19 protein-coding genes are annotated in these 20,709 nt (G+C 39.5%); 3 read left to right on the plus strand and 16 right to left on the minus strand.

What is annotated here, in order from left to right:
- Window positions 1–420: 420 nt before the first annotated feature.
- The 7 genes from JBW_RS21045 to JBW_RS21075 form a co-directional block, all read right to left on the minus strand.
- Window positions 421–1,068, minus strand: coding sequence for a bifunctional 4-hydroxy-2-oxoglutarate aldolase/2-dehydro-3-deoxy-phosphogluconate aldolase (locus tag JBW_RS21045; RefSeq protein WP_007960224.1), 648 nt, complete (start codon window positions 1,066–1,068; stop codon window positions 421–423).
- Between the two features lie 75 nt (window positions 1,069–1,143).
- Window positions 1,144–2,544: a PTS galactitol transporter subunit IIC gene (locus JBW_RS21050; protein WP_007960222.1), complete on the minus strand. Its 1,401-nt coding sequence runs from the start codon at window positions 2,542–2,544 to the stop codon at window positions 1,144–1,146.
- Between the two features lie 24 nt (window positions 2,545–2,568).
- Window positions 2,569–2,856: a PTS sugar transporter subunit IIB gene (locus JBW_RS21055; RefSeq protein WP_007960220.1), complete on the minus strand. Its 288-nt coding sequence runs from the start codon at window positions 2,854–2,856 to the stop codon at window positions 2,569–2,571.
- Window positions 2,857–2,889: 33 nt separating this feature from the next.
- Window positions 2,890–4,527 carry a dihydroxy-acid dehydratase gene (ilvD, locus tag JBW_RS21060; RefSeq protein WP_007960218.1) on the minus strand — a complete coding sequence of 546 codons (1,638 nt, stop codon included), beginning with the start codon at window positions 4,525–4,527 and terminating at the stop codon, window positions 2,890–2,892.
- A gap of 3 nt (window positions 4,528–4,530) precedes the next feature.
- Window positions 4,531–5,010 carry a PTS sugar transporter subunit IIA gene (locus JBW_RS21065; protein WP_007960216.1) on the minus strand — a complete coding sequence of 160 codons (480 nt, stop codon included), beginning with the start codon at window positions 5,008–5,010 and terminating at the stop codon, window positions 4,531–4,533.
- A gap of 55 nt (window positions 5,011–5,065) precedes the next feature.
- Window positions 5,066–7,171 (minus strand): BglG family transcription antiterminator, encoded by a 2,106-nt coding sequence (locus JBW_RS21070; RefSeq protein WP_007960215.1) that lies wholly within the window; start codon window positions 7,169–7,171, stop codon window positions 5,066–5,068.
- 246 nt (window positions 7,172–7,417) lie between these two features.
- On the minus strand, window positions 7,418–8,785 hold the full coding sequence (locus tag JBW_RS21075) for an NAD(P)-dependent oxidoreductase (RefSeq protein ID WP_007960214.1): 1,368 nt from the start codon (window positions 8,783–8,785) through the stop codon (window positions 7,418–7,420).
- Between the two features lie 175 nt (window positions 8,786–8,960).
- Between JBW_RS21075 and JBW_RS21080 the strand changes: the two genes are divergently transcribed.
- A complete protein-coding gene (locus JBW_RS21080; RefSeq protein WP_007960213.1) occupies window positions 8,961–9,449 on the plus strand; it encodes a hypothetical protein in 489 nt (162 codons plus the stop codon).
- A gap of 226 nt (window positions 9,450–9,675) precedes the next feature.
- The gene (locus JBW_RS21085) at window positions 9,676–10,359 is read left to right on the plus strand and encodes a hypothetical protein (RefSeq protein ID WP_007960212.1); all 684 of its coding nucleotides are present in this window, start codon (window positions 9,676–9,678) and stop codon (window positions 10,357–10,359) included.
- Window positions 10,360–10,494: 135 nt separating this feature from the next.
- On the opposite strand, the gene fabV is transcribed toward JBW_RS21085, so the two are convergent.
- The 5 genes from fabV to JBW_RS21110 form a co-directional block, all read right to left on the minus strand.
- Window positions 10,495–11,685: an enoyl-ACP reductase FabV gene (fabV, locus tag JBW_RS21090; RefSeq protein ID WP_007960211.1), complete on the minus strand. Its 1,191-nt coding sequence runs from the start codon at window positions 11,683–11,685 to the stop codon at window positions 10,495–10,497.
- A gap of 163 nt (window positions 11,686–11,848) precedes the next feature.
- Window positions 11,849–12,085: a DUF2164 domain-containing protein gene (locus tag JBW_RS21095; protein ID WP_007960210.1), complete on the minus strand. Its 237-nt coding sequence runs from the start codon at window positions 12,083–12,085 to the stop codon at window positions 11,849–11,851.
- A gap of 91 nt (window positions 12,086–12,176) precedes the next feature.
- Window positions 12,177–12,698, minus strand: a complete 522-nt coding sequence (locus tag JBW_RS21100) for a dihydrofolate reductase (protein ID WP_235334086.1) — start codon at window positions 12,696–12,698, stop codon at window positions 12,177–12,179.
- Window positions 12,699–12,902: 204 nt separating this feature from the next.
- Window positions 12,903–13,868 carry a 2-hydroxyacid dehydrogenase gene (locus JBW_RS21105; protein ID WP_007960208.1) on the minus strand — a complete coding sequence of 322 codons (966 nt, stop codon included), beginning with the start codon at window positions 13,866–13,868 and terminating at the stop codon, window positions 12,903–12,905.
- 73 nt (window positions 13,869–13,941) lie between these two features.
- Window positions 13,942–15,351, minus strand: a complete 1,410-nt coding sequence (locus JBW_RS21110; protein WP_007960202.1) for a PLP-dependent aminotransferase family protein — start codon at window positions 15,349–15,351, stop codon at window positions 13,942–13,944.
- 161 nt (window positions 15,352–15,512) lie between these two features.
- Between JBW_RS21110 and JBW_RS21115 the strand changes: the two genes are divergently transcribed.
- Window positions 15,513–16,361: a pyridoxamine kinase gene (locus tag JBW_RS21115; protein ID WP_007960201.1), complete on the plus strand. Its 849-nt coding sequence runs from the start codon at window positions 15,513–15,515 to the stop codon at window positions 16,359–16,361.
- A gap of 227 nt (window positions 16,362–16,588) precedes the next feature.
- Here JBW_RS21115 and JBW_RS25885 read toward each other — a convergent pair whose 3' ends face one another.
- The 4 genes from JBW_RS25885 to JBW_RS21130 form a co-directional block, all read right to left on the minus strand.
- Window positions 16,589–16,741, minus strand: a complete 153-nt coding sequence (locus JBW_RS25885) for a hypothetical protein (RefSeq protein ID WP_235334087.1) — start codon at window positions 16,739–16,741, stop codon at window positions 16,589–16,591.
- Window positions 16,742–16,746: 5 nt separating this feature from the next.
- Window positions 16,747–17,787, minus strand: coding sequence for an MFS transporter (locus tag JBW_RS21120; protein ID WP_007960194.1), 1,041 nt, complete (start codon window positions 17,785–17,787; stop codon window positions 16,747–16,749).
- Between the two features lie 725 nt (window positions 17,788–18,512).
- Complete coding sequence (locus JBW_RS21125; protein ID WP_235334088.1) at window positions 18,513–19,115, minus strand: hypothetical protein; 603 nt, start codon at window positions 19,113–19,115, stop codon at window positions 18,513–18,515.
- A gap of 399 nt (window positions 19,116–19,514) precedes the next feature.
- The gene (locus JBW_RS21130) at window positions 19,515–20,675 is read right to left on the minus strand and encodes an acyltransferase family protein (RefSeq protein ID WP_007960192.1); all 1,161 of its coding nucleotides are present in this window, start codon (window positions 20,673–20,675) and stop codon (window positions 19,515–19,517) included.
- Between the last annotated feature and the right edge of the window lie 34 nt (window positions 20,676–20,709).

Below are 20,709 nucleotides of genomic sequence, written 5' to 3' on the forward strand. Positions count from 1 at the left end.
AAACTGACAACCTTAAAAAAGGTGCCAGTTCTCATACTTCCTATTAAAAATAAAACTAGCTATGTCTTTTTGAAACATATTCATAGTCACTTAACTCAATCATATTTCATTCCCAGAAATTTCCTTTACGGGGACTTACTGTAAATAGAATTTCACTTCTCAATAAACGTTGATACTCATAAGAACTATTGACTCCACGATCGAGCATTGATCCCAAGATCAGTGCTTAATTTATTTTTGCTTATTCTTCTCTTCGCTCTGCGGTCTTACTGTCGATACCATCTACACCCACATCCATTTATTTTTATAGTTAAAAATAAAAGAGACTTGGCATCTGCCAAGTCCCTAGACATCGGCAGATGCCTTAGTCTTTTTTATTTCGAATCAAGGTGAACTGCCAAAAAATAAAAATAATCATACTTAGTAAGATTTGTTTTTAGCCGCATAAACAGCAACAACAATTTCATTGGCTTTACGCTTGACCGCTTCCCAATCTCCTCGCGCGGCAGCGGCAAAATCAACGAGCTGACCGCCAGCACCGACAGCCCTTGCACCAGCTTTAATAAATTCTACAGCATTATCCTTGTTCACACCACCAACTGCCATAGTTGCAATCTGGGGTAATGGACCACGAAGTTCCCGAAAATAGTTAGCCCCGATAGATGCTGCCGGGAAAATTTTCACCATTTCGCAGCCCAACTCATAGGCTCTTACAGCTTCTGACGGTGTCATTACACCAATTACTGCGGGAATTTTGGCCTGGCAGCAAACAGCTAGTGTTTCTTGGGCAAGGTGCGGCGTTAGCACAAAGGTCGCACCGGCCTTGATCGCAGCATGAGCATCTTCGCCTGTCATGACTGTCCCAGCACCAATTGGCAATTTTTTACCGATTGCTTCCTTGAGCGCCGTGATTCCCTGAAGTGCACCTTCACTGTTTAATGTTATTTCAATTGCCCCTACACCAGCGTCTACCAATGCTTGTCCGAGGGGCACAAGTATGCTAGGATCAACACCACGCAGAATGGCTACTACACCATTTTCAGTCACATGTTCCAATACAGCATGCATGAACTCCACTCCTTTCTTCTTATTGTTTATCCGATGACCAAGTCGCTCTAAGACTCCATCTGAATCAAGTCTTCTTTATAGCGGTGTAGACTTGTTTTGTATCGCAGCATACGTGTTTTCTTCTTCATCTTCCATTAACTTAATTGCTTTGCGCTGCTGGGATTTTGCCACTAATAAAAAGAGGCCAAAAACTACTGCGGAAATAATCACACCGCTCAAAATAAAGGATAAAGTCTGCATAATTGCATAGGTAACAAATAAGGAACCACCAGAGAAAGAGGCAACGCCTACAGCCCCTTCTGGCATTTTGCCACCTACGGCTAAAAATATTTTGGTCAAAACAGGAGAAGTTACAGTACCGCACAATAGTACTTGTACCAATACAACTGCACCGATAACCAAGGTACGAAATACATTGCCGTTAACCAGTGCCACAACAAAAGCAATCCGAAAAGGTATGACTGTAATATCTGCAAAAGGGAGCATCTGATTTCCTGGCAAAATAGCTGCCAATACTAATACAAATGGAGTTAAAATTAATGCTGCGGTTAAAACGGAAGGATGCCCAATTGAAATCGCTGAATCCAAACCAAGAAATATCTCCCGGCCTCCAAGATGTTTTTGCAAAAATTCACTACTAGCTTCTTGTATTGGCATTAAACCTTCCATTAGAATAGCAACTACTTTAGGTAGAATAATCATAACAGCAGCTAAGTTCATCGCCAAATTTAAGGAATCTTTTATTGAATATTTAGCCATGATTCCGATAACCAGTCCAATGATGACAGCCAGTACTGCAGGTTCGCCAAATAAACCGAGGTATTTCCTCACCGAATCAAAATTACCGCGAATATTTTTCACACCAGGAATACGATCTAATAACTCATTGATCGGCGCTGCGATGACCAACTCAGATATAGAAGACAAGGTTGGCATCGAGATTCCTGGCAGTCCATAAAATTTTTGCAAGAAAGGAGCAGCCCAGTCAGCTGTCAACCAGGTTATGAAAGCAGCCAGCATCATTCCCGCAAATCCAAGATATACATTATCGGTTGCGTAATAGGTTAAGACACCAGCAGTTATCAAATGATGGTAATTCCAAATATCAACCATTAACGTTTTAGTCACGCGGAAATAAAGTAATACTAGATTAAAGATTAGCAATACGGGAATGCCGATGGCCCCCATAGGCGTAGCCCAGATAGCTGCTGCAACAGCACCCCAGCCCACATCCATAACATCCAACTTGAGCCCTGAGTTTTTGGAAAGCGCCTTCATCGCCGGCCCTAAATTATCACCCATAAAGGCAACAACCATTTTAATACCAATCAGCGCAATGGCAATGAAAATAGCTGCTCGAATGGCTTTGCTGGCTTTAGTCCCTAACGCCAAGGCAAATAAAAATATAAAAAACGGGAGTACTACATTAGGTCCAATATCAAATATTATTTTAAAATAACTTGCAATCATTTCCATATTTATCCCTCCCTACTATTTTTGTTATTGTAAGTGCTTTTTAATTTCTTCTAAGGTTTCTTTTAGTCCCATGCCTGTGAGAAAAGGAAGTCCTTTAATCAAAGGTGTATTTACGGTATCAGGAAGTGTTGCTCCCATGGCCATTAAGACTATTACATCCACTTTATCAGCATACGAAGCCAGTTCTCCGATTTTTGCCTGAATTACTTCACAACGAACGTTGGCATTTGCCATATAATCCTGAATCTTTTTACAAGCCACAGTAGAAGTTGCCACCCCATTGCCACATAATACTAATACTCGTTTTGCCATTACAAAATCCCCCTTACTATTTTTTATTACTATTTATAGTCCCCAGATTGCTCCTTTGACAGTTGGACCAACCTGCTTGCTATACCTAAGCAGCAAATTTGAGTCGGTTTCCTTCACTAGCGGCTGCCAATTAAGACGCCTGCGTTCCAATTCTGCTGGGTCAACCTTAAGATGAACCGTGCCATCTGTAAGACTAATCGTTATGGTATCACCGTCCTCAACCAAAGCAATCGGCCCGCCTTCCGCTGCTTCAGGGCATAAATACCCAATACTTAATCCTGCACTGGCCCCGGAAAAACGACCATCTGTTATTAACGCCGTATTGGGAACCCCTTTTAGTACCTCCGTAACCCGATGCAGCTCCCGCATGCCAGGACCTCCTTTAGGTCCTTCATAACGGACAACCACAACTTGGCCAGACTTAATTTTATTCTCATGCAAGGCAGTATGACATGCCTCCTCACTTTCAAATACAATGGCTGGCCCGCTAAATAGATGTTGTTCCTCTGGGACAGCAGAAGCCTTGACCAATGCCCCGCATGGTGCCATAGAGCCATACAATACTTGAACACCACCCGTTGGAGCAAGAGGCTTGTCAAAAGCCTTAATCACATCCCGATCCCCCTCTGAGGCACTGCAGGCAACATCACCAATGGTTATTCCACCTACAGTTTTAGCCTCCATTTTAAGCAGCGATTGAAGCTCCTTAAGCACCGAAGGTAAGCCGCCAGCACGATATAAATCGTATACCGTCTGGTTACCGTTTGGCACAAGTGCCGCCAATAGCGGGGTCTTATCACTCACTTCTTCAAAGCTGTCCCAGGATAAGGAGATACCTGCCTCAGCAGCAATGGCTGGAAGATGCAGAAAGGCATTTAATGAACCGCCTAAGGCATTTAATACCACCAGCCCATTATAAAATGCATCTGTTGTGGCAATATCCCTTGGTCTGATGCCTTGCTTAATCATATCCATTACCGCCCTACCGGATTGTTCAGCGGAAAACCGCCGGGCACTGGTTGGCGCTGGAAGGACGCTGCTGCCTGGCAGCATCAGCCCCATGGCCTCACAGAGAACAGCCATGGTGTTGGCCGTACCAAAAAACGGACATACTCCAGGACCAGAATAGTATTGAAGTGAACCCTCAATTAGTTGACGTTCTGTAATCTCACCTACAAGGAACTTCGTGCGCAGCTGTTTCGAATCTGATGGCTTACATTCCGGTACAGAAGCACCAGCGGTGACGATCACAGCTGGAAGATTGATCCGCAGGGCTGCCTGCATCATACCTGGAATAATCTTGTCACAGGAGCCCAGTAATACGATTCCATCAAATATTCCATGACCAAGAACCATTACTTCTACAGAATCAGCGATCATATCACGATGAGGTAATGTATAGCGCATACCAAGATGCCCTTGACTAATACCATCACACATACCAATGGTGTTAAATTCAATTGGCTCCCCGCCTGCTGCCCGTATGCCGGCCTTAACAGCTTCAGCCAGCTTCAATAATGGCTCGTGTCCGGGACATACTTCGTTCCAACTATTCGCAACAGCGACTAAAGGTTTACCATCCAGTGCATCCAGCGATATTCCTGCAGAGGCAAGATGTACTTTGGCGATGGCCCGTTGATAAGGCTCCAGACGATCAATGGCGCGTTCCATGATTTAATGCACCTCCTTTAGCTTTAAATACTGATTTAAAATTTTTTCAATTTCTTTTGGGTTAGTCGCCCCTAGCAAAATTTCTAAAACTTCAGGATTCTGAAAGGTTTCAATTAAATTCTGTAATAAATCGACTTGAGCATGAGGTTCTTTCATTGCTAATAAAAATACGATACTAACTTTTAGTGTATTGCCTGAATCACCCATATTGCCAAAAGCCACTGGATGAGCCAAAGTCGCGACTGCGATGGCTGGCTTATTTACATGCTCCACATCAGTATGAGGAATAGCTACATTAATATTGCCAAGAGGAAGACCCGTGGGAAATATTCCTTCTCTTTTTATCACTGCTGGTATATAAGAATCCTTTACATAACCAAAAGCATGCAGCTTATTTCCAAGAGACTCAATGATCTCCTTAACGTTCGCAGCCTCTAATTGCGATATAATTAAATCTGCTGATAAAACTTGATTGCTACTCATTTTTTAGCCTCCTACTCTATCCTAGCCTCAGCACAAATGTGCCGGGAAAATTATCTTAGCCCCTGGACCAGGACAGAAACATTTGAGATATTTTTTCGATTTCACTTTCACTGCGAAGACAGGCTATCTTTTCTGCATCACTGAGAATATTGGTTAATTCCAGCAATGCAATAACATGAGAGGAATGGTCCACTGCTGCCAGAGCAAATATCATATCCACTGGATCATTTTCCGGTGTTCCAAAGACAACAGGCTCCTTAAGCCTAATAAAACTGAATCCCGATTTTTTAACTCCACAATCAATATCTGCGTGAGGGAGGGCAATGCCCTTCCAAAATACGATATAGGGTCCCATTTTATCGACTACATCAACCATTGCTTGTCCGTATATTTGTTCAATATATCCCTCTTGATACAATACATTTCCTGCTTCATAAATAGCATCCCGCCAATTCTGGACAGGCACATTGAGTCTAATATTTGAAGCAGGCAATAGCTGATATAGCGATGGCGGATCAGAATTAATCCGCGTTTCTTCTAACGTAGCATTCAGCACGCTGTCTAACTCGCGGCGCAATTGAGGGTAATCTTGAATGCTGCAATATTTTTCAATTACCTTCACAAGATCGTCAACGGAGGATGTTCCTTTTGCTTTGTCCATGTGATTTTCTAATAATGCAATATCATGAGGAGGTAAGAGAGGGTTAACAATCAGTATGGGTATCGAAACGGGAGGAATCGGTACTGTAGATACAATAATGTCTACATGATGACTCTCTAACAGCATTTGAACCTGACGGCAAGGTGCTACAGCGACAATTTTTATGTCAAATAAAGACTGTAAACGAGATGATAACAAATTAGCTGTTCCTGTACCTGCCGCACAAATGACAAGCACTGAAGGCTGGGTTTTATCTCTGTTTTTCATCCTTTCAAGTGCAGCGCTAAAATGAACCGTTAAATAACTGATTTCTTCATCTAACAGTTGTCCACCAATATAAGCAGCCAAAGAATTCGTATGTTTTCTTACTGATTCAAATAACACCGGATAATTGGACTTGACTTCATCCAAGTAAGGGTTCTCTAAACTTAATCCATATTTTACTCGAAACAATGTAGGGCGAACTTCTTCCAAAAGTCCTTCTAACAATTGATGGTCTTCTGTCAAATCGTAAGGTACATCCTGACTTACGCGTGCAATGAGATTACATGCCAACATTTGTATTTCCGTTCTGCTCTCTTGTTCTTCGACTGCTGAAGATGCGACATTACTTCCTAAAATATACTCCGTAAAAAGGCTGACTTCATCAAGAGGAATGGATAAATCAAATCGTTCTTCCAAAAGTGGAATGGTAGTAAGAGCAATGGCAAAGGTACGTGAGCTCTGCAATACTTCCAATTCTGACTGCCGGCCAACGATATCACGCCCCGCTCTAATTCGATGAATGGAGACAATTAAGTAAATTACCAGTCCACTAAATGCTACATCTGAAAAGACAACCTTAAGCTCATTTTCTAACCGACGAATATAGGTTTGTAGGAAGGCTACATCAATGTTCTCCAGCCAACATTTAAATAGCTGGCTATCACTCAAGTTAGGTTCTGGTGTCGTGATCCATTCCAACATATAGGACAACGATAGATTTTTGCGCAGCAGTTCCACAACAGCTTGACGGAATTCTCGTTCCGGTCCTACAACTTTGATTCCATATTTAGGTATGGAGCGTAATTCTAGATGCCTTCTTTCCAACCACTCGCGCACTTTCTGTAAATCTTTGATGACGGTTCCTCGACTGACATATAAAATAGCTGCAAGGTCATTGATTCTAATATAATCTTTAACATATAATAACTCGGCTAAAATTTTCTGCAGTCGTTCATTAGATGACAATACATACTGATACAACCCTAAATGTTGAAACAATCTTAATAGCTTCGTTTTCTCTTCAACGGATTCGACAAACTTCACACCACCGTTTTGTTTGCGAATCAATGATGATAGATTGTTAAATTGCAAAAAATCATCCACCACATCCAGATCATAACGAATCGTGCGGTCACTAACATGAAATTTCTGAGCTAAATCTCGAATCCGAGCCCAGCCTTCATTTTCCAAAATATCTAGAAGTACACTACAACGGCGTTCATTTAGCAACATCATGTTCACCCCCACTTCCATTTTTATTCTACATGATTATTTGAATAATCAGAAGTTTAACATCTTTCACAAAAATTATGGCAAAAATGAACTAATAGAGCCTCCCAGGCAAAGCGGATTTTACTATCTAATTACATTTGCAACGTTCTTAACCATTCCATAAAGGCAAAAAATCCTTATAACCAAAAGGTTGTAAGGATTTTTTTGCCTTTAAAATGTCAATCGATTGTCTTGCTGCAACCTGATCTTTTAGCAATTCTCCAATAGTTTCTTTGCTTCCACATATTGGGCGATCCCTGCGGCCAGTTTCTTTGCTTCTTTCATAGCTAGAACAACGGTTGCTGGTTGATGTACTACATCCCCACCTGCAAAAACGCCTTTGCGTGTAGTCATGCCGTAAGGACGTTCCCGTGTGATCACATATCCATTGCCACTTACTTCAATACCTTCCGTAGTAGATACGATCCTAGCTGCCGGACGCTGACCAATGGCTGGAATGATCTTATCGGCTTCTATTATTTCCTTTACTCCTGTACCGCGTAACTTGCCATTTTCATCGATTTCCTGCAATTCATACTCTAAGCCCGTAACCTGTTCTGTTCCTAGGATGGCAGTCGGATTGGACAGCCACTGAAACTCTACGCCTTCCGCTTTTGCTGCTTCCATTTCAGATGGCAGTGCAGTCACCTCTTCCTCTGTACGGCGATAGATGACAGTAACCTTGGAAGCTCCTAAACGAATGGCTGTACGAGCAGCATCCATGGCAACATTGCCGGCACCAACTACTATCACTTTGTCACGCGTATTAATCGGGGTTTCTTTGCGATCAATTTTTTCCGTACGAATTAAGGTAACCATTCTCAAAAGGTAGGTTGCCTGTATCACCCCAATCAGGTCCTTACCGGGAATATCAAGAATCCTCGGCAGAGCAGTGCCTGTACCAATAAAAATAGCGTCAAAGCCATCTGCAAACAAATGATCCACTGTCATATCCTGGCCTACTACAACGCCGGTTTTAACCTCCACGCCCAAATCTTCAATTCTTTTAATTTCTCGACGAACTACTTCCTTGCTTAAGCGAAATTCTGGAATACCATACAGTAAGACACCGCCCGCTTCGGCTTGGGATTCAAAGATAACGACTTGAAACCCCAATTTTGCCAAATCACCGGCTACTGTCAAGCCTGCCGGTCCCGAGCCAATGACTGCAACTTTCCCCTGTACACCAGGGACAGGCTTCGGTCTTGCAATCCCCATTTCTGCATCAAAGTCAGCAATAAAGCGTTCCAGTTTGCCAATCTGAATACCGCGATTTTTTTTATTAAGAATACAGGCACCCTCACATTGTTTTTCATGTGGACAAACCCGCCCGCAAACCGCAGGAAGATTACTGCACTGAGCGATAATAGCACTCGCTTCTCCAACATTCCCTTTTGCCAAAGCTTGAATAAAGTTAGGAATTTCATTTTCAATAGGGCAGCCACCACGACATAAGGGTTTCGGACAGTTTAAGCAGCGTTTTGCCTCCGCTATAGCCTCTTTTGTAGTAAAACCTTCATCGATTTCATTAAAGGATAATTTCTCTTTAGAAAAATTTGTATGCTTATCGATTAACATCTAGTCTACCTTCTTTCTTAAAATATTTTTATAGCCTGCAATTGGAAGATTTTACTCATTGACCTTACATTTTTAGTTTGTTATATTCACATTGATTCATTATCCAATTTAAGGTCCGCCAGATAAGTGGAGCTCGAATTCAGATGGAATACATAGCATTCTTGGAGGTCTTATTTTGAAAAAAATCGTAATTATTTTAGCAGCACTTCTTACTGTAACCGGTACTGGCTTGTCTGCCCCAGTCAATGATCTGGATAAGGGTCAAACTGCTGCTGGCATAGGTAACAACACATTTTATCTTGAGCACAAGCTGGCTGACAATTTTACATTAGGCTTACAGAATGTAAATTGGGATCAACGTAACAACATGGATAATATCTATGGACAGTTGCAACTTGCTAACAACTTCAGAGGAATTATCGGCAGTAATGATGTGGATTCCAATGCCAAAGTATATGTGGGAATGGCTATAAACGGTCCCATTGCACCTGAGTGGGAAGGATACACCTCTCTAATCGCTGGGAAGGAGTTTAAAGAACTGCAAGTTGGTGCCAACTTCAAAATCACTTACAATGCAGACATCAACTTTACCTATCACACTTACATGCCTGACGAAGGTGAAAATAAAAGTGGTGTAGGGATTGGCGCAACCTTGAAATTCTGAAAATCTCCTACAACCGTAAAATCCAAATAAGAAGATCGTTACTTATTGCCTAAAAAGATGAGTAACGATTTTTTGTTATAATCTTTTGGCGACTAAATAGTCTTCCGTTTCTAACTGCATTTTTTTATGGTAAAATAAGCATTGTGTCGAAATTACTCATTTTTTCCCGATAAAAATACTATACCTGATAAATGACAAAAATCCAATCCCATTTCAAGGAGGAAATATGCGCAAGTTAATCGCTCTATTCACGCTTATAACAGGGCTTTTCATGACAACCAGTATCGCTTATGCCTCTCCCGTAACTGAATTTGAAAAAGGTGCCATTAGCGTGGAAATCGGCAGTACACTTGATTCTAAAGTTAGTGGCAGAGGGAAAGTTTCAGCTGACGTCGTTGGTGATTTTGGATTTAAAGCTACAGCGACTGCAGGTGTGAATGATCGTTTTGCAGTACAGTTTAAACATGGAATGTTCAAGTCAAAAGTATCTACTATTCCAACGGCTCTTGGTTCATTGACGACTTATGCAAAAGCAGAACCTAGTGATCTTAACGTTTTGTATAAAATCAATCCGAACCTTACCTTCATCACAGGATATGAGCACACCAAAATTTCTTATGGTGCTCATGTTTATGACGCCTCTAAATCAGCCTTACATATTGGTTTCACAGGAACTCATAAACTCAATGATCAATACACTTTATTTGCGACCATGCTGGGAGGCAAAGACGTTTCCTTAAAAGAAATTGGTGTCAGTTACAAAATATCAGATTCCACCACTTTTAATGTTTCCTATGCTGAGCGCGAAGTAAAAAATGTAGATTTAAAGTTAAAGGCGACCAGTCTTCTAGACGGCAAGGAGAACTACACCATGAAAGGAATTTCCTGCCTCCTTGCCTTTAAATTATAATCTATACCCATAGCTATCATCAGAGACGGAATATCCCTATATTCCATTCAATATGCGAAGATATAATCAGAAGGTCCTGCATAGACGTGCAGGACCTTCTGATTATAGTACGTTTTATATATAGGAAAATTATACCTAGGATTTAATACTTAAAATAGGAACCTCTTCCCTCACATCTTCTTCATACTGTACATCATCAAAACCAAAACCAAATAATTTAAAGAACTCTTTACGGTATTCCTCAAGGTCAGGAATAATATCAATCTCACCGATACAAACCTTTTCCCATAAGGCAGAAACCTCAGCTTGCACATCATCTTGCATTTCATAATCATCAATACGAATCAAATGATCCCCATTAAGTAACTTTTCTGCACAATACAATCGATTTGCTAACAGACGATACATTTGCTCAATGCAGTTTTCATCCAGCCCCTTTTTACCCAAAACTCTTGCTAATAACATTAAATATAAAGGAACAACGGGAATTGCTGCACTTGCCTGAGTAACCAGTGCTTTATTTACAGCAACAAAGGCTCTGCCATTTATATCTTGAATTTGCTTGTTTATTTCTTTGCTGGTAGCATACAAATGATCCTTTGCTCTTCCGATAGTACCTTCTTTATAAATTGGATAGGTTAGCTTAGGACCAATATAGGAATAGCTTATGGTAGTGGCTCCAGGAGCAAGAACACCCGCCTCTTTTAAAAGGTGCATCCATCGTTCCCAATCCTCACCGCCCATGACTGCTACGGTGCTGCGGATTTCTTGCTCGCTGGCTGGCTCTAAGGTCACATCGACGATTTCATTGGAATTCATATCTATCGTTTTGCTTGTAAAAGAATCTCCAATGGGTTTAATGACAGACGTAAACATCTCGCCGCTAACAGGATGAGTCCTTCTTGGTGCAGCAATACTGTAAACGACCAGATCGACTTGCCCTAATTCTTCTTTAATTAACGCAATAGTCTTCTCCTTCACCTGATCAGAGAAAGCATCACCGTTAATACTTTTCGCATAATACCCTGCTTCTGTTGCTGCTGTTTCAAATGCTGCAGTATTATACCACCCGGCAGTAGCTGTATTTCCATTGGAAGCTGGCTTTTCCAGAAAAACGCCAAGAGTACTTGCACCTGATCCAAAGGTAGCAACAATTCTTGATGCCAGACCATATCCCGTTGACGCGCCAATTACAAGAACTTTCTTCGGTCCTTGAATGGGCTTTTGTTTTTTTACATAATTTATCTGCTCTTGTACAGAATGAGCACATCCTACGGGATGTGAAGTAGTACAAATAAAGCCGCGAAACTTTGGTTTAATAATCATATTATAAACTCCTCATCATTGCTTCCCTATACATTCATGAATAACGCCTTCTTTAATTCATGCTTTAGGTTAATTCTTATAGGATAGTGAGCATTTAGGTTTTTCCCTAAATTCTACCACAATCTCTTTATATACGCAACGCTTTCCTCTTTCTGTCATCCTTCTACAAACGATGGTTCTTTTCAAGTGCATATAAATCTTCAACTTTTTCAAACATAAAGGCATGTGCGTCTTTTATTGCCTGATTATAAATTACTGCACCCACTTTCTCCATCATAAAGTCTAATAATAATTCTGCTCCTAATTGTCCGATTTCCTCCTCTCGCTTTTCCATAAAATATTTTTTTAGATCATCAACAGCTTGTTTTTTTAATTCTTTGGATAAATGAATCACTGCCATAGCCACCTAAACTCCTTCCTATACTATAGATTGATACGTGCTACTTGATATACAAGTTCTTCATGCATCGTAAATTGTCATCTTATCCTTCTTAGCGATCCTTGGTCTTCCAATCCTTCTGCTCCAGATTTTTATAAGTTGCAAATCGATAGGTAATATCTTTATAACTTTGCACAGAGCTCTCTTCTATGCACTGCCACTCTGACTGCTTATCTAAATTAGGAAAGCACGTATCAGCATGATGCACCTTACTGATTTTTGTAATATATGCCTCTGAACAATAGGGCAGACATTGCCGATATACGGATTCGCCTCCAATGATAAAAATATCCTCACTATGATATAAAGATAAGCTTGAGAATAACTGCAGCAAAGAATGGCATAGAGTAACGCCTTCCCAATGTATCTTTATATTTTTAGTCAACACAACATTAATTCGTCCCTGAAGGGGTTTTTGGCCAGGCAGTGATTCAAATGTCCCCCTACCCATTACTACCACTTTTCCTTTGGTTTTCTCTTTGAAATGCTGCATATCCGCGGGAATAGTGACCAATAATTGCCCATTGCATCCAATACCCCACTGCTCATCCACAGCGACGATTAGTTTCATCATAACACTCCTAATTACTAAATTGATCTAAACAGCGACCTTTGCATTATCACTAGTATATCCCTCAATGTAAAGTCTTTCTACTAAAAAAAATATTCTTTACTCTATTTATAGAAATAAAAATAGTCCTTTAGGAGATCTACTTCCTAAAGGACTATTCTGTTCATTTACAATACGATATACAGGATAGAATTAAGGTTTGAGAAATTATAGCGAACCGTTTACAACATTCAATGGTTTGCCTTGAATAAAAGATTCAATATTCTCAGCCATAAGGCCAATCAACCTTTGTCTTGATTCCAAGCGTCTCCAGCCAATGTGGGGCGTTAAGATTACATTGTCCATAAAAAATAAAGGATTGTTTAATTCCGGAGGTTCTGGATCCTGCACATCAAGTGCCGCACCAGCAATGATCCCTTGCTGCAAAGCTTCAATTAAATCGACCTCGTGTATAATCGGTCCTCTCGAAGAATTTATAATAAAAGCCGTTGGCTTCATTTGCTTTAGCTTATCTTTATTGATGAGATGCTTCGTTTCTGGAGTAAGGGGACAATGAATACTTACAAAATCACTTTGGGTGAGAAGTTCTGCAAGAGAAACAAATTGTACCTTTGCCTCACCCCAAGGTTTAGGAGTACGGTTGTATACCAAAATGTTCATGCCTAAGGTTAGAGCAATCTTGATTACTTCTTTTCCTATGGCCCCTGCACCAATTACACCAAGAGTTTTACCTTGCAATTCAAAATGCGGAACTTGTAAATGCTTTGTAAAATTATCAAAATTCTTTTCTTGAAGCATCGTTTGCTGACGAATTAATGAGGAACTTTGATTTAAGATGAAGGTAATCACCAACTGGGCAACAGCCTCTGTACTGTAGCTCGGGACGTTGCAGACTGCAATATTTTTCTCTTTGGCTGCTGCAATATCAATATTGTTGAAACCTGTGCCAGCCTCACAAATTAGCTCTACTGAAGACGGGAATTGAGAAATCAAATCTCTTCCTACAGACAGCTCTTTCGTGATAACAATATGCTGCCCCTGAACCCGTTCCAGGATTTCGTCATTGCTGCTTGCATCATACTTAGTCACAGTGGTGAGATTGGACAATGAAGAAAATTCCAGCTTGTTATCAAAATCTAATTTCGCCGCATTGAGAATTACTGTGTTCTTCATGGCTACCCCCTAATATTAAAATACTCTAACTATAAGTATATTTACGCTTCCACTAACTGTCAACTTATTAAGTCTATAGATGACTAAACCATGCTTCTTTTAATCTTATAATCCCCGCTTTCATCTCATTTGCAGGTATTTTAGAAAAATATAGCAGTACTTGAGGCATCCTCTCTGGTGATAGCTGCCAATAATAATCCTGAATTGAAGCTACGCGACAGCCATTTGCAAGAGCTCTTGCAGCTAATTCCTGAGCTGACAATTCGGATTTCAAACTCAAGATCACATGAAGACCCGATTCTGTGCCATTTATCTTGGCATTCTCACCAAGAATTTTTTGGATTTCTTCTAAAAACAATTTTCTTTTTTCATAATATAGCTTACGTAAACGGCGTATCTGTCTTTCCAAATGACCATCCGTCATAAACTGGGCAAGGGCAAGTTGTTCAATGGTAGATGCTGTCTGATTATATAAGGAGGACTTCTTTTGATATATCTCTAAAAATTTTTCTGGCAGCACCATATAACTAACACGGATGGAGGGTGGAATCACTTTTGAAAAAGATCCCAGATATACTACCCGTTCTCTATTATCAAGCCCTTTAAGCGCTGGTATCGGACGACCAAAATAACGAAATTCACTGTCATAATCATCCTCGATGATAATACCATTTTTTTGTTCTGCCCAATTGAGCAGCTGGTATCTCTTACCGATGGGCATAATATATCCGGTGGGAAATTGATGAGATGGGCTTACATAAACAAGCCTTTCACCACTGTTTTCAAGCTCTGCCGTATCAATACCATCTGTCTTCATTTTTACTGGTACAATCGCAAAGGCATGATCGGCAAAAATACGTCTTCCATTTTTAAATCCGGGTTCTTCAAAAGCAATGCTGCTATATTCCAGTTTGAGCATACTGCAAAGCATGCTCAAAAGACTTTGCACACCAGCACCGATTATGATTTGTTCCGTATGAACATAAACGCCTCTTGATTTTTCAATATACTTTGCAATCTCTTTGCGCAGCTCTTCTTCCCCTTTAATATTTCCATATCCAACAAGGCGCTCTTTCTGAAAAAAAGCTTTACTAATATATCGCTTCCATAAGGAAAAATCAAAACCCTCCCTATCCATTTCGCCACTTGAAAAGTCATAGATAATTTTTTCTTCTTTTATCTCTTGGCTATGATGGTGGTGATTTGCCATACTAACAGCAGGAGTATTAAAAACGATTTCTTCCAGTTTATTTACCGTATATCGGGAACGGTTATAATTTTTGATATAGCCTTCACTCATCAACTGTTGATATGCCTTTTCAACCGTAATTTTACTAACAGAAAGACTTCTGGAAAGGCCTCGAATGGATGGCAGCTTTTCACTTTCCCTCAGCCTATTTTGCTCAATGGCAGCTTTATAGTACAGATAAAGTTGTATATACAGTGGCTCTTTGCTCTGGCTGTCAAATACGATTAAATCCATAATTCCTCCAAACTGTACCTAATAAAAATGTGATTTCTGTATATTTCAAAAGGTTCAAATTCATTTTATAATACAATTATGCTTTTGGAAACCCCTAACCTATAGGATAATTATGTTCTTGCTATTTTAGCACAATAAAACAAATACTGGAGGATATGAATATGAAACAAAAACTTGCAAGAGTCGTGGCAATTCACGATATGTCCGGCTATGGTAAATGTTCACTTACTGTAGCAATCCCAGTTATTTCAGCAGCCGGCATCGAGGTTTGCCCTCTACCTACTGCCCTGTTATCTACAAATACTCTTTTCCCAGGATTTAAATTCTTTGACTTTACTCCGCAAATGAATGAGTTTATTAATCATTGGAAAGAAATTGGTTTTAAGACCGATTGCGCTTATAGCGGATTCTTAGGCTCAGCAGAGCAAATCCAAATCGTCAAAAATTTCATGCTGGATTTTAAATGCTCATTAAAAATAGTTGATCCTGTAATGGGCGATAATGGCATAATCATTAAAACCTATACACCTGAAATGTGCAGTACCATGCGAGAGCTTGCCAGTATTGCTGATATCGTTACACCAAACCTTACAGAAGCTTATATTCTTACAGGCAGAGATTATATCGATGGAGAAGTAGATAGCGACACCTCTCGCAAGCTCTGTGCACAAATCATTGAAATGGGTGCTAAAAACATCGTATTAACTGGTGTGGTCAGAGGAAATTCCTTATATAACTGCGCAATGAGTGAAGATCAATCCTACTTTGAAGTAGCCGTTGATCTGCTTCCCTACCATATGCATGGTACAGGCGACCTTTTCACCAGTGTACTTACAGCAGGCGTTATAAATGGCTACACCTTAAAAGAAAGTGTAGAAAGTGCAGCTCACTTTGTACGCGATGCGATGATCGTCAGCAATGATATTGAAGATGCCTTCGATCGCGGCGTTGCCTTTGAACCCATTGTCTACAAATTACGCGGCGGCCTCTATAATAAAGATTTGGCTTAGTTCCTGACGCGTCCTTTAAAACATACAAACATAATCAAACCACAAAGACGCAAAGGACACAAAGGGCTTTATTTATATTTTTTTGTGTACTCCTTTGTGTGCCGCATCAGCGGCATTGTGCCTTTGTGGTTCAAATTTTTAACCCCTATCTGCATATATTGATACGAAAATCTGCAACGTTTTGTAAACCTAAACGTTGCAGATTTTCTCATAACAAATATTATTTTCTATTTCATTTCCTTACTAATCACCCCAGTGGCCTTTGGAATTTTAAAGAAGACAAGCAATCCAATCATGATCAATACGCTTCCAGTGAAAAGAAATACAGGTCCAATTCCCAGCCAAGAACTGATCATACCGCCAACAAGGGGACCTACCATCGAACCTAGATGATTTGCTGTAGTTGTAAGACCAAAGATCCGCCCTGAAACGCTTTATCTGTCGAATTTACAGCAATTGTATTGATAGCAGGATATACGCCAACGATAAATAGACCAAAAAAGAATTGGAGTACACTAAACTGATAAATATTGACTATAAAAAATTGTCCCATATTAAAGATCCCTGCACCGATAAAGGCAATCACTAAAATTTGAATAAACCCCTTTTTCTGCCCCAGCTTGCCCCACATCGGTGCCGATATCGCACCAGCAATACCTGCCATACTATATATAATCCCTGCCGTTAACGCAACCCCCTCCATATTTCCCTGGAGCTCGGCAACATACAACGTAATCAGAGGCTGCAGTGTCATACTAATCATTTGTGCACCGAAAAGCAGCAGTAGCATTTCTACTAGCTTTCGGTTATGAAATGCAATCTTCAAATCATCCAACATACTGCCTTCACTAGGCGGTTCATTATTGACTGGCTCTTTTACCAATATGCCTACGCCAACGGTTCCTAGAAATATAATACCTGCAGCAATCACAAAAGATAAACGCATACCGAAAAAATGTGATAAGCTTCCGCCCATTAACGGACCTAAAATTCCGCCCATTAAAAGTGTTGTCTGCATAACGCCTAAACTAAAGCCCATTTTTTCTTTTGGTACAGATGAAGCTATAATCGCCATAGATGCTGGCACAAACCCATTGGCAAAGCCCTGCAGAATTCTGACTAACAATAAATCCACAGGATTTCTAACAAATGCGCCCAAAAAATATACGACTGCAAGGCTAAATCCAGCTCGCATAATCATACGTCGTTTACCGCTTTTATCCGCGTGTCGTCCCCAATAAGGTGCCATTATGGCCGAAACCAAAAAAGAGATGGAGAAGATAACACCTGACCACACATTTACATCACTCTGACTTACACCTATATCCAAAAGATATAATGGTAAAAACGGAATGACCATTGTATAACTTGAACCTGATAACATCACTGCAATAGATAATACCCAAAGATTTCTACGCCAACCCAAGTTTAAAGCCCCCTAAACTACCTAAAAATAATAAGAAATAGATCCACTCTAGCCTCCTAAAAAATTCCTAACTACATTTGATGTGTCAACTCGCTTATTTTTTTTACTATATCATAAAGAAGCCTTTGATTCCATTAAAACTCCTTTTTCTCTCAATTTAATTGCATTTTGTAACTTTCACCCCAAATCAACTACTTTGAAATCAATTTATCTTACTTATTTATATTAATTGCGCTTATTTTTAGAATATTTGTTTATTTCTGAATGTTTTCTTTGTTCAAATGTTTGGCTATGTTTGAATTTTTAAGAAAATAGAAGTAAATTCTATCTAATTTTGTTTAATGAGCCATATGCTGGTCAGACCACCTCTTAAAGGATTTGATAATACTTCGCTAATCTATTAAACTAAGAATTGCCTTATAGACGCAATCTATATCCTATTTTTTAAATTGTCAGTTTAATCTATATGTACACATTATTTAGAACTTTTTTACATTCGGGAAAAAACACAGAAAGGGTTGATCTCATGGTTCTTCAATTAGGCGCTTTCGCTTTCACTGCCATTGCAGTAATGTTAACACTGCTAGAAGTAGCACACCTCTCCCATCTTATTTAATCTGATAACAATAAGCTAACCATGTTCGCGTATAGTATGAGGCTATGAAAAACCCAAACCGTTTTCTTGCGGTTTGGGTTTTTCTATGGATAAATTTTTTGCATTTTTCTCAATAATCCCCTTCTTTACCAGGTAATTGGACCGCCCTATCAATTCCTGCTTCTTTGAAATACCGAACCATGGCAGCAGCAGAAAGTTTTATATTTTGTAACTTCCATAAGAAATACTCTATTGTTTCCTGCCGGATCTGAATCAGCTGGTTCTCATCCCTGGAAACCATTGAATTTTTCTCCATATGATCAATAACCTGCTGTATATAGGATACCAAAATCACATCATTGATTGGCTCTTTAAGCATATCATTGATTAACTGTCCAAAATGGTTTTGATATTGGAAAATTAGATTTTCGGGACCAAACATCGTAAAAATAATTTTTTCTAGATCATCGATTGTAGGATGTACCAACTGATCCAATAATTGATCTTTCTCCACTAGATAAGGTAAAATTGCCAAGATATACCCTTGAGTGAGATAGCCTAATCCAGTCCCATCCTTACCATTTGTATAATCTGAGAAATTACACATTTTCTGATGATGATCCGTAATGATAAATAACCCTTCAAATAATGATTTAGGAACCTCAATTAACCAATAATAAGTAAGACCTCTTTGCTCCAAGTCTGGCATTGCCATTATATCCTGCGTTAACATTGTGATTTCTTCTAAAAAGGTATCGTGTATATATTCTTCCCTCGAAAACAAAAGTGGTCGAAATATTGGCCCTAAGAAACTTCGTGTCAAGAAAATTTTCGTTAAGCTATTTTCCCCTATGCCTCTCACCATATTCTTCACCCTATCTTATTTTAAAATCCTTTTATTTAGATGCTCACTCGCTGATAACGCATTTACCACTTTACACTCTAAAAATATAGGACAACGTTAAGGTTTCTCCATTTTTTATCTAGCAATCCGTAGTTTTAATACCGTAAAAAGGGGACTCTTCTACAAAAATGTAGAAGAGTCCCCTTTGACTCAAGCGTTTCACTTTCAAAATTACCGCGCAGAAAGGACATTCGTTCTCTTATGATATACATTATACTGCCATTTCTTTTATTTTACAAGGATTTTCTCATATTTTTGAAACATTACCTTGCCTATAACATATTCGGATAGCATGAAGCAAGATACTAAACAAATCGCAGACACCGAAAAATATTTGACCCACACAGAGACGTCAAATTTTTGTACCATATATGCTATTGGTAAAACGACAAATTGATGTATATAGTAAATTCTGTAGGAATTGGCTGATAACCTGCGCCACAAATATCCTTTGCTATTAAAATCCTTATGAAAGAAACTAATAAAACCAAACACTGTAGTAAGACAGAAAAAGGAATGTAGAATGGCATGGCCTGCCTTTAATGCGATGGGTGTAGTATTGGTAAAGGTAATGCGATAATAAGTAAACACTAGCATTGTAATAACAGATGCACTCATCCAATAACTAAAATGTGGCATATATCCCTCTTCCGTAAACCATCGATTTTGCCAAGCATGTATACCTAAGGCAAAATAGCAGGCACATAAAAAAAATCGAGTAGGCTGAAAAGAAATAATGTACAACCTGCTAAACCATTCATCTGCATAAAAATAAAAATTTGCGATAAAAAAAGTTGCTGCCGTAACTAGACCAAACAGCACTAAAAATACGAAAGATGGGGACGAAGCTTCTGCCTTACGTTGAAATAAGGAAGGGAAGGCTTTATAGATAGCAGCAAAGAACACAAAGAACCAGGCTAAGTCCCCTAAAAACCAATAATGAGCATGATTAAAGGTAGCAGCACTAAAGAAATTAGTAATCAAATAGGTAAAATAGGCTGGCGGTGTACTTGTACGGCTATACCAAATCATATAAGTAATTGCCGGTGCTAGAAATAGTACACCAGCAATCCAAGGAAGCACAATTCGAAAGAACTTTTCTCGTAAGAATGTACTCATCCCCTGTTTCTCTAAGACAGGCATTGTAAAATATCCGGCAAGTAAAAATAGAATCGGCATAATAAAAACATCAGTAGTCATCACAAAAAGATTAAATACCGGATGGCTCTTTATATCAACCACATACCACCATTCAGGTGCAGGTGCCATATAACCGATAGCTACGTGAAAAACGATTACCAATAAAATAATAAAGGCTCGCAAATTATCCATAAAGTACATCCGATTCTCCATATTGCCCTTCGTACTCTTCTCTATGCTCTTTCCCATAAAAAATCACCTCTTTTATTTATTCTTTGCCAAC

Source organism: Pelosinus fermentans JBW45 (genome assembly GCF_000271665.2).
Classification (GTDB): Bacteria; Bacillota; Negativicutes; order DSM-13327; family DSM-13327; genus Pelosinus; species Pelosinus baikalensis.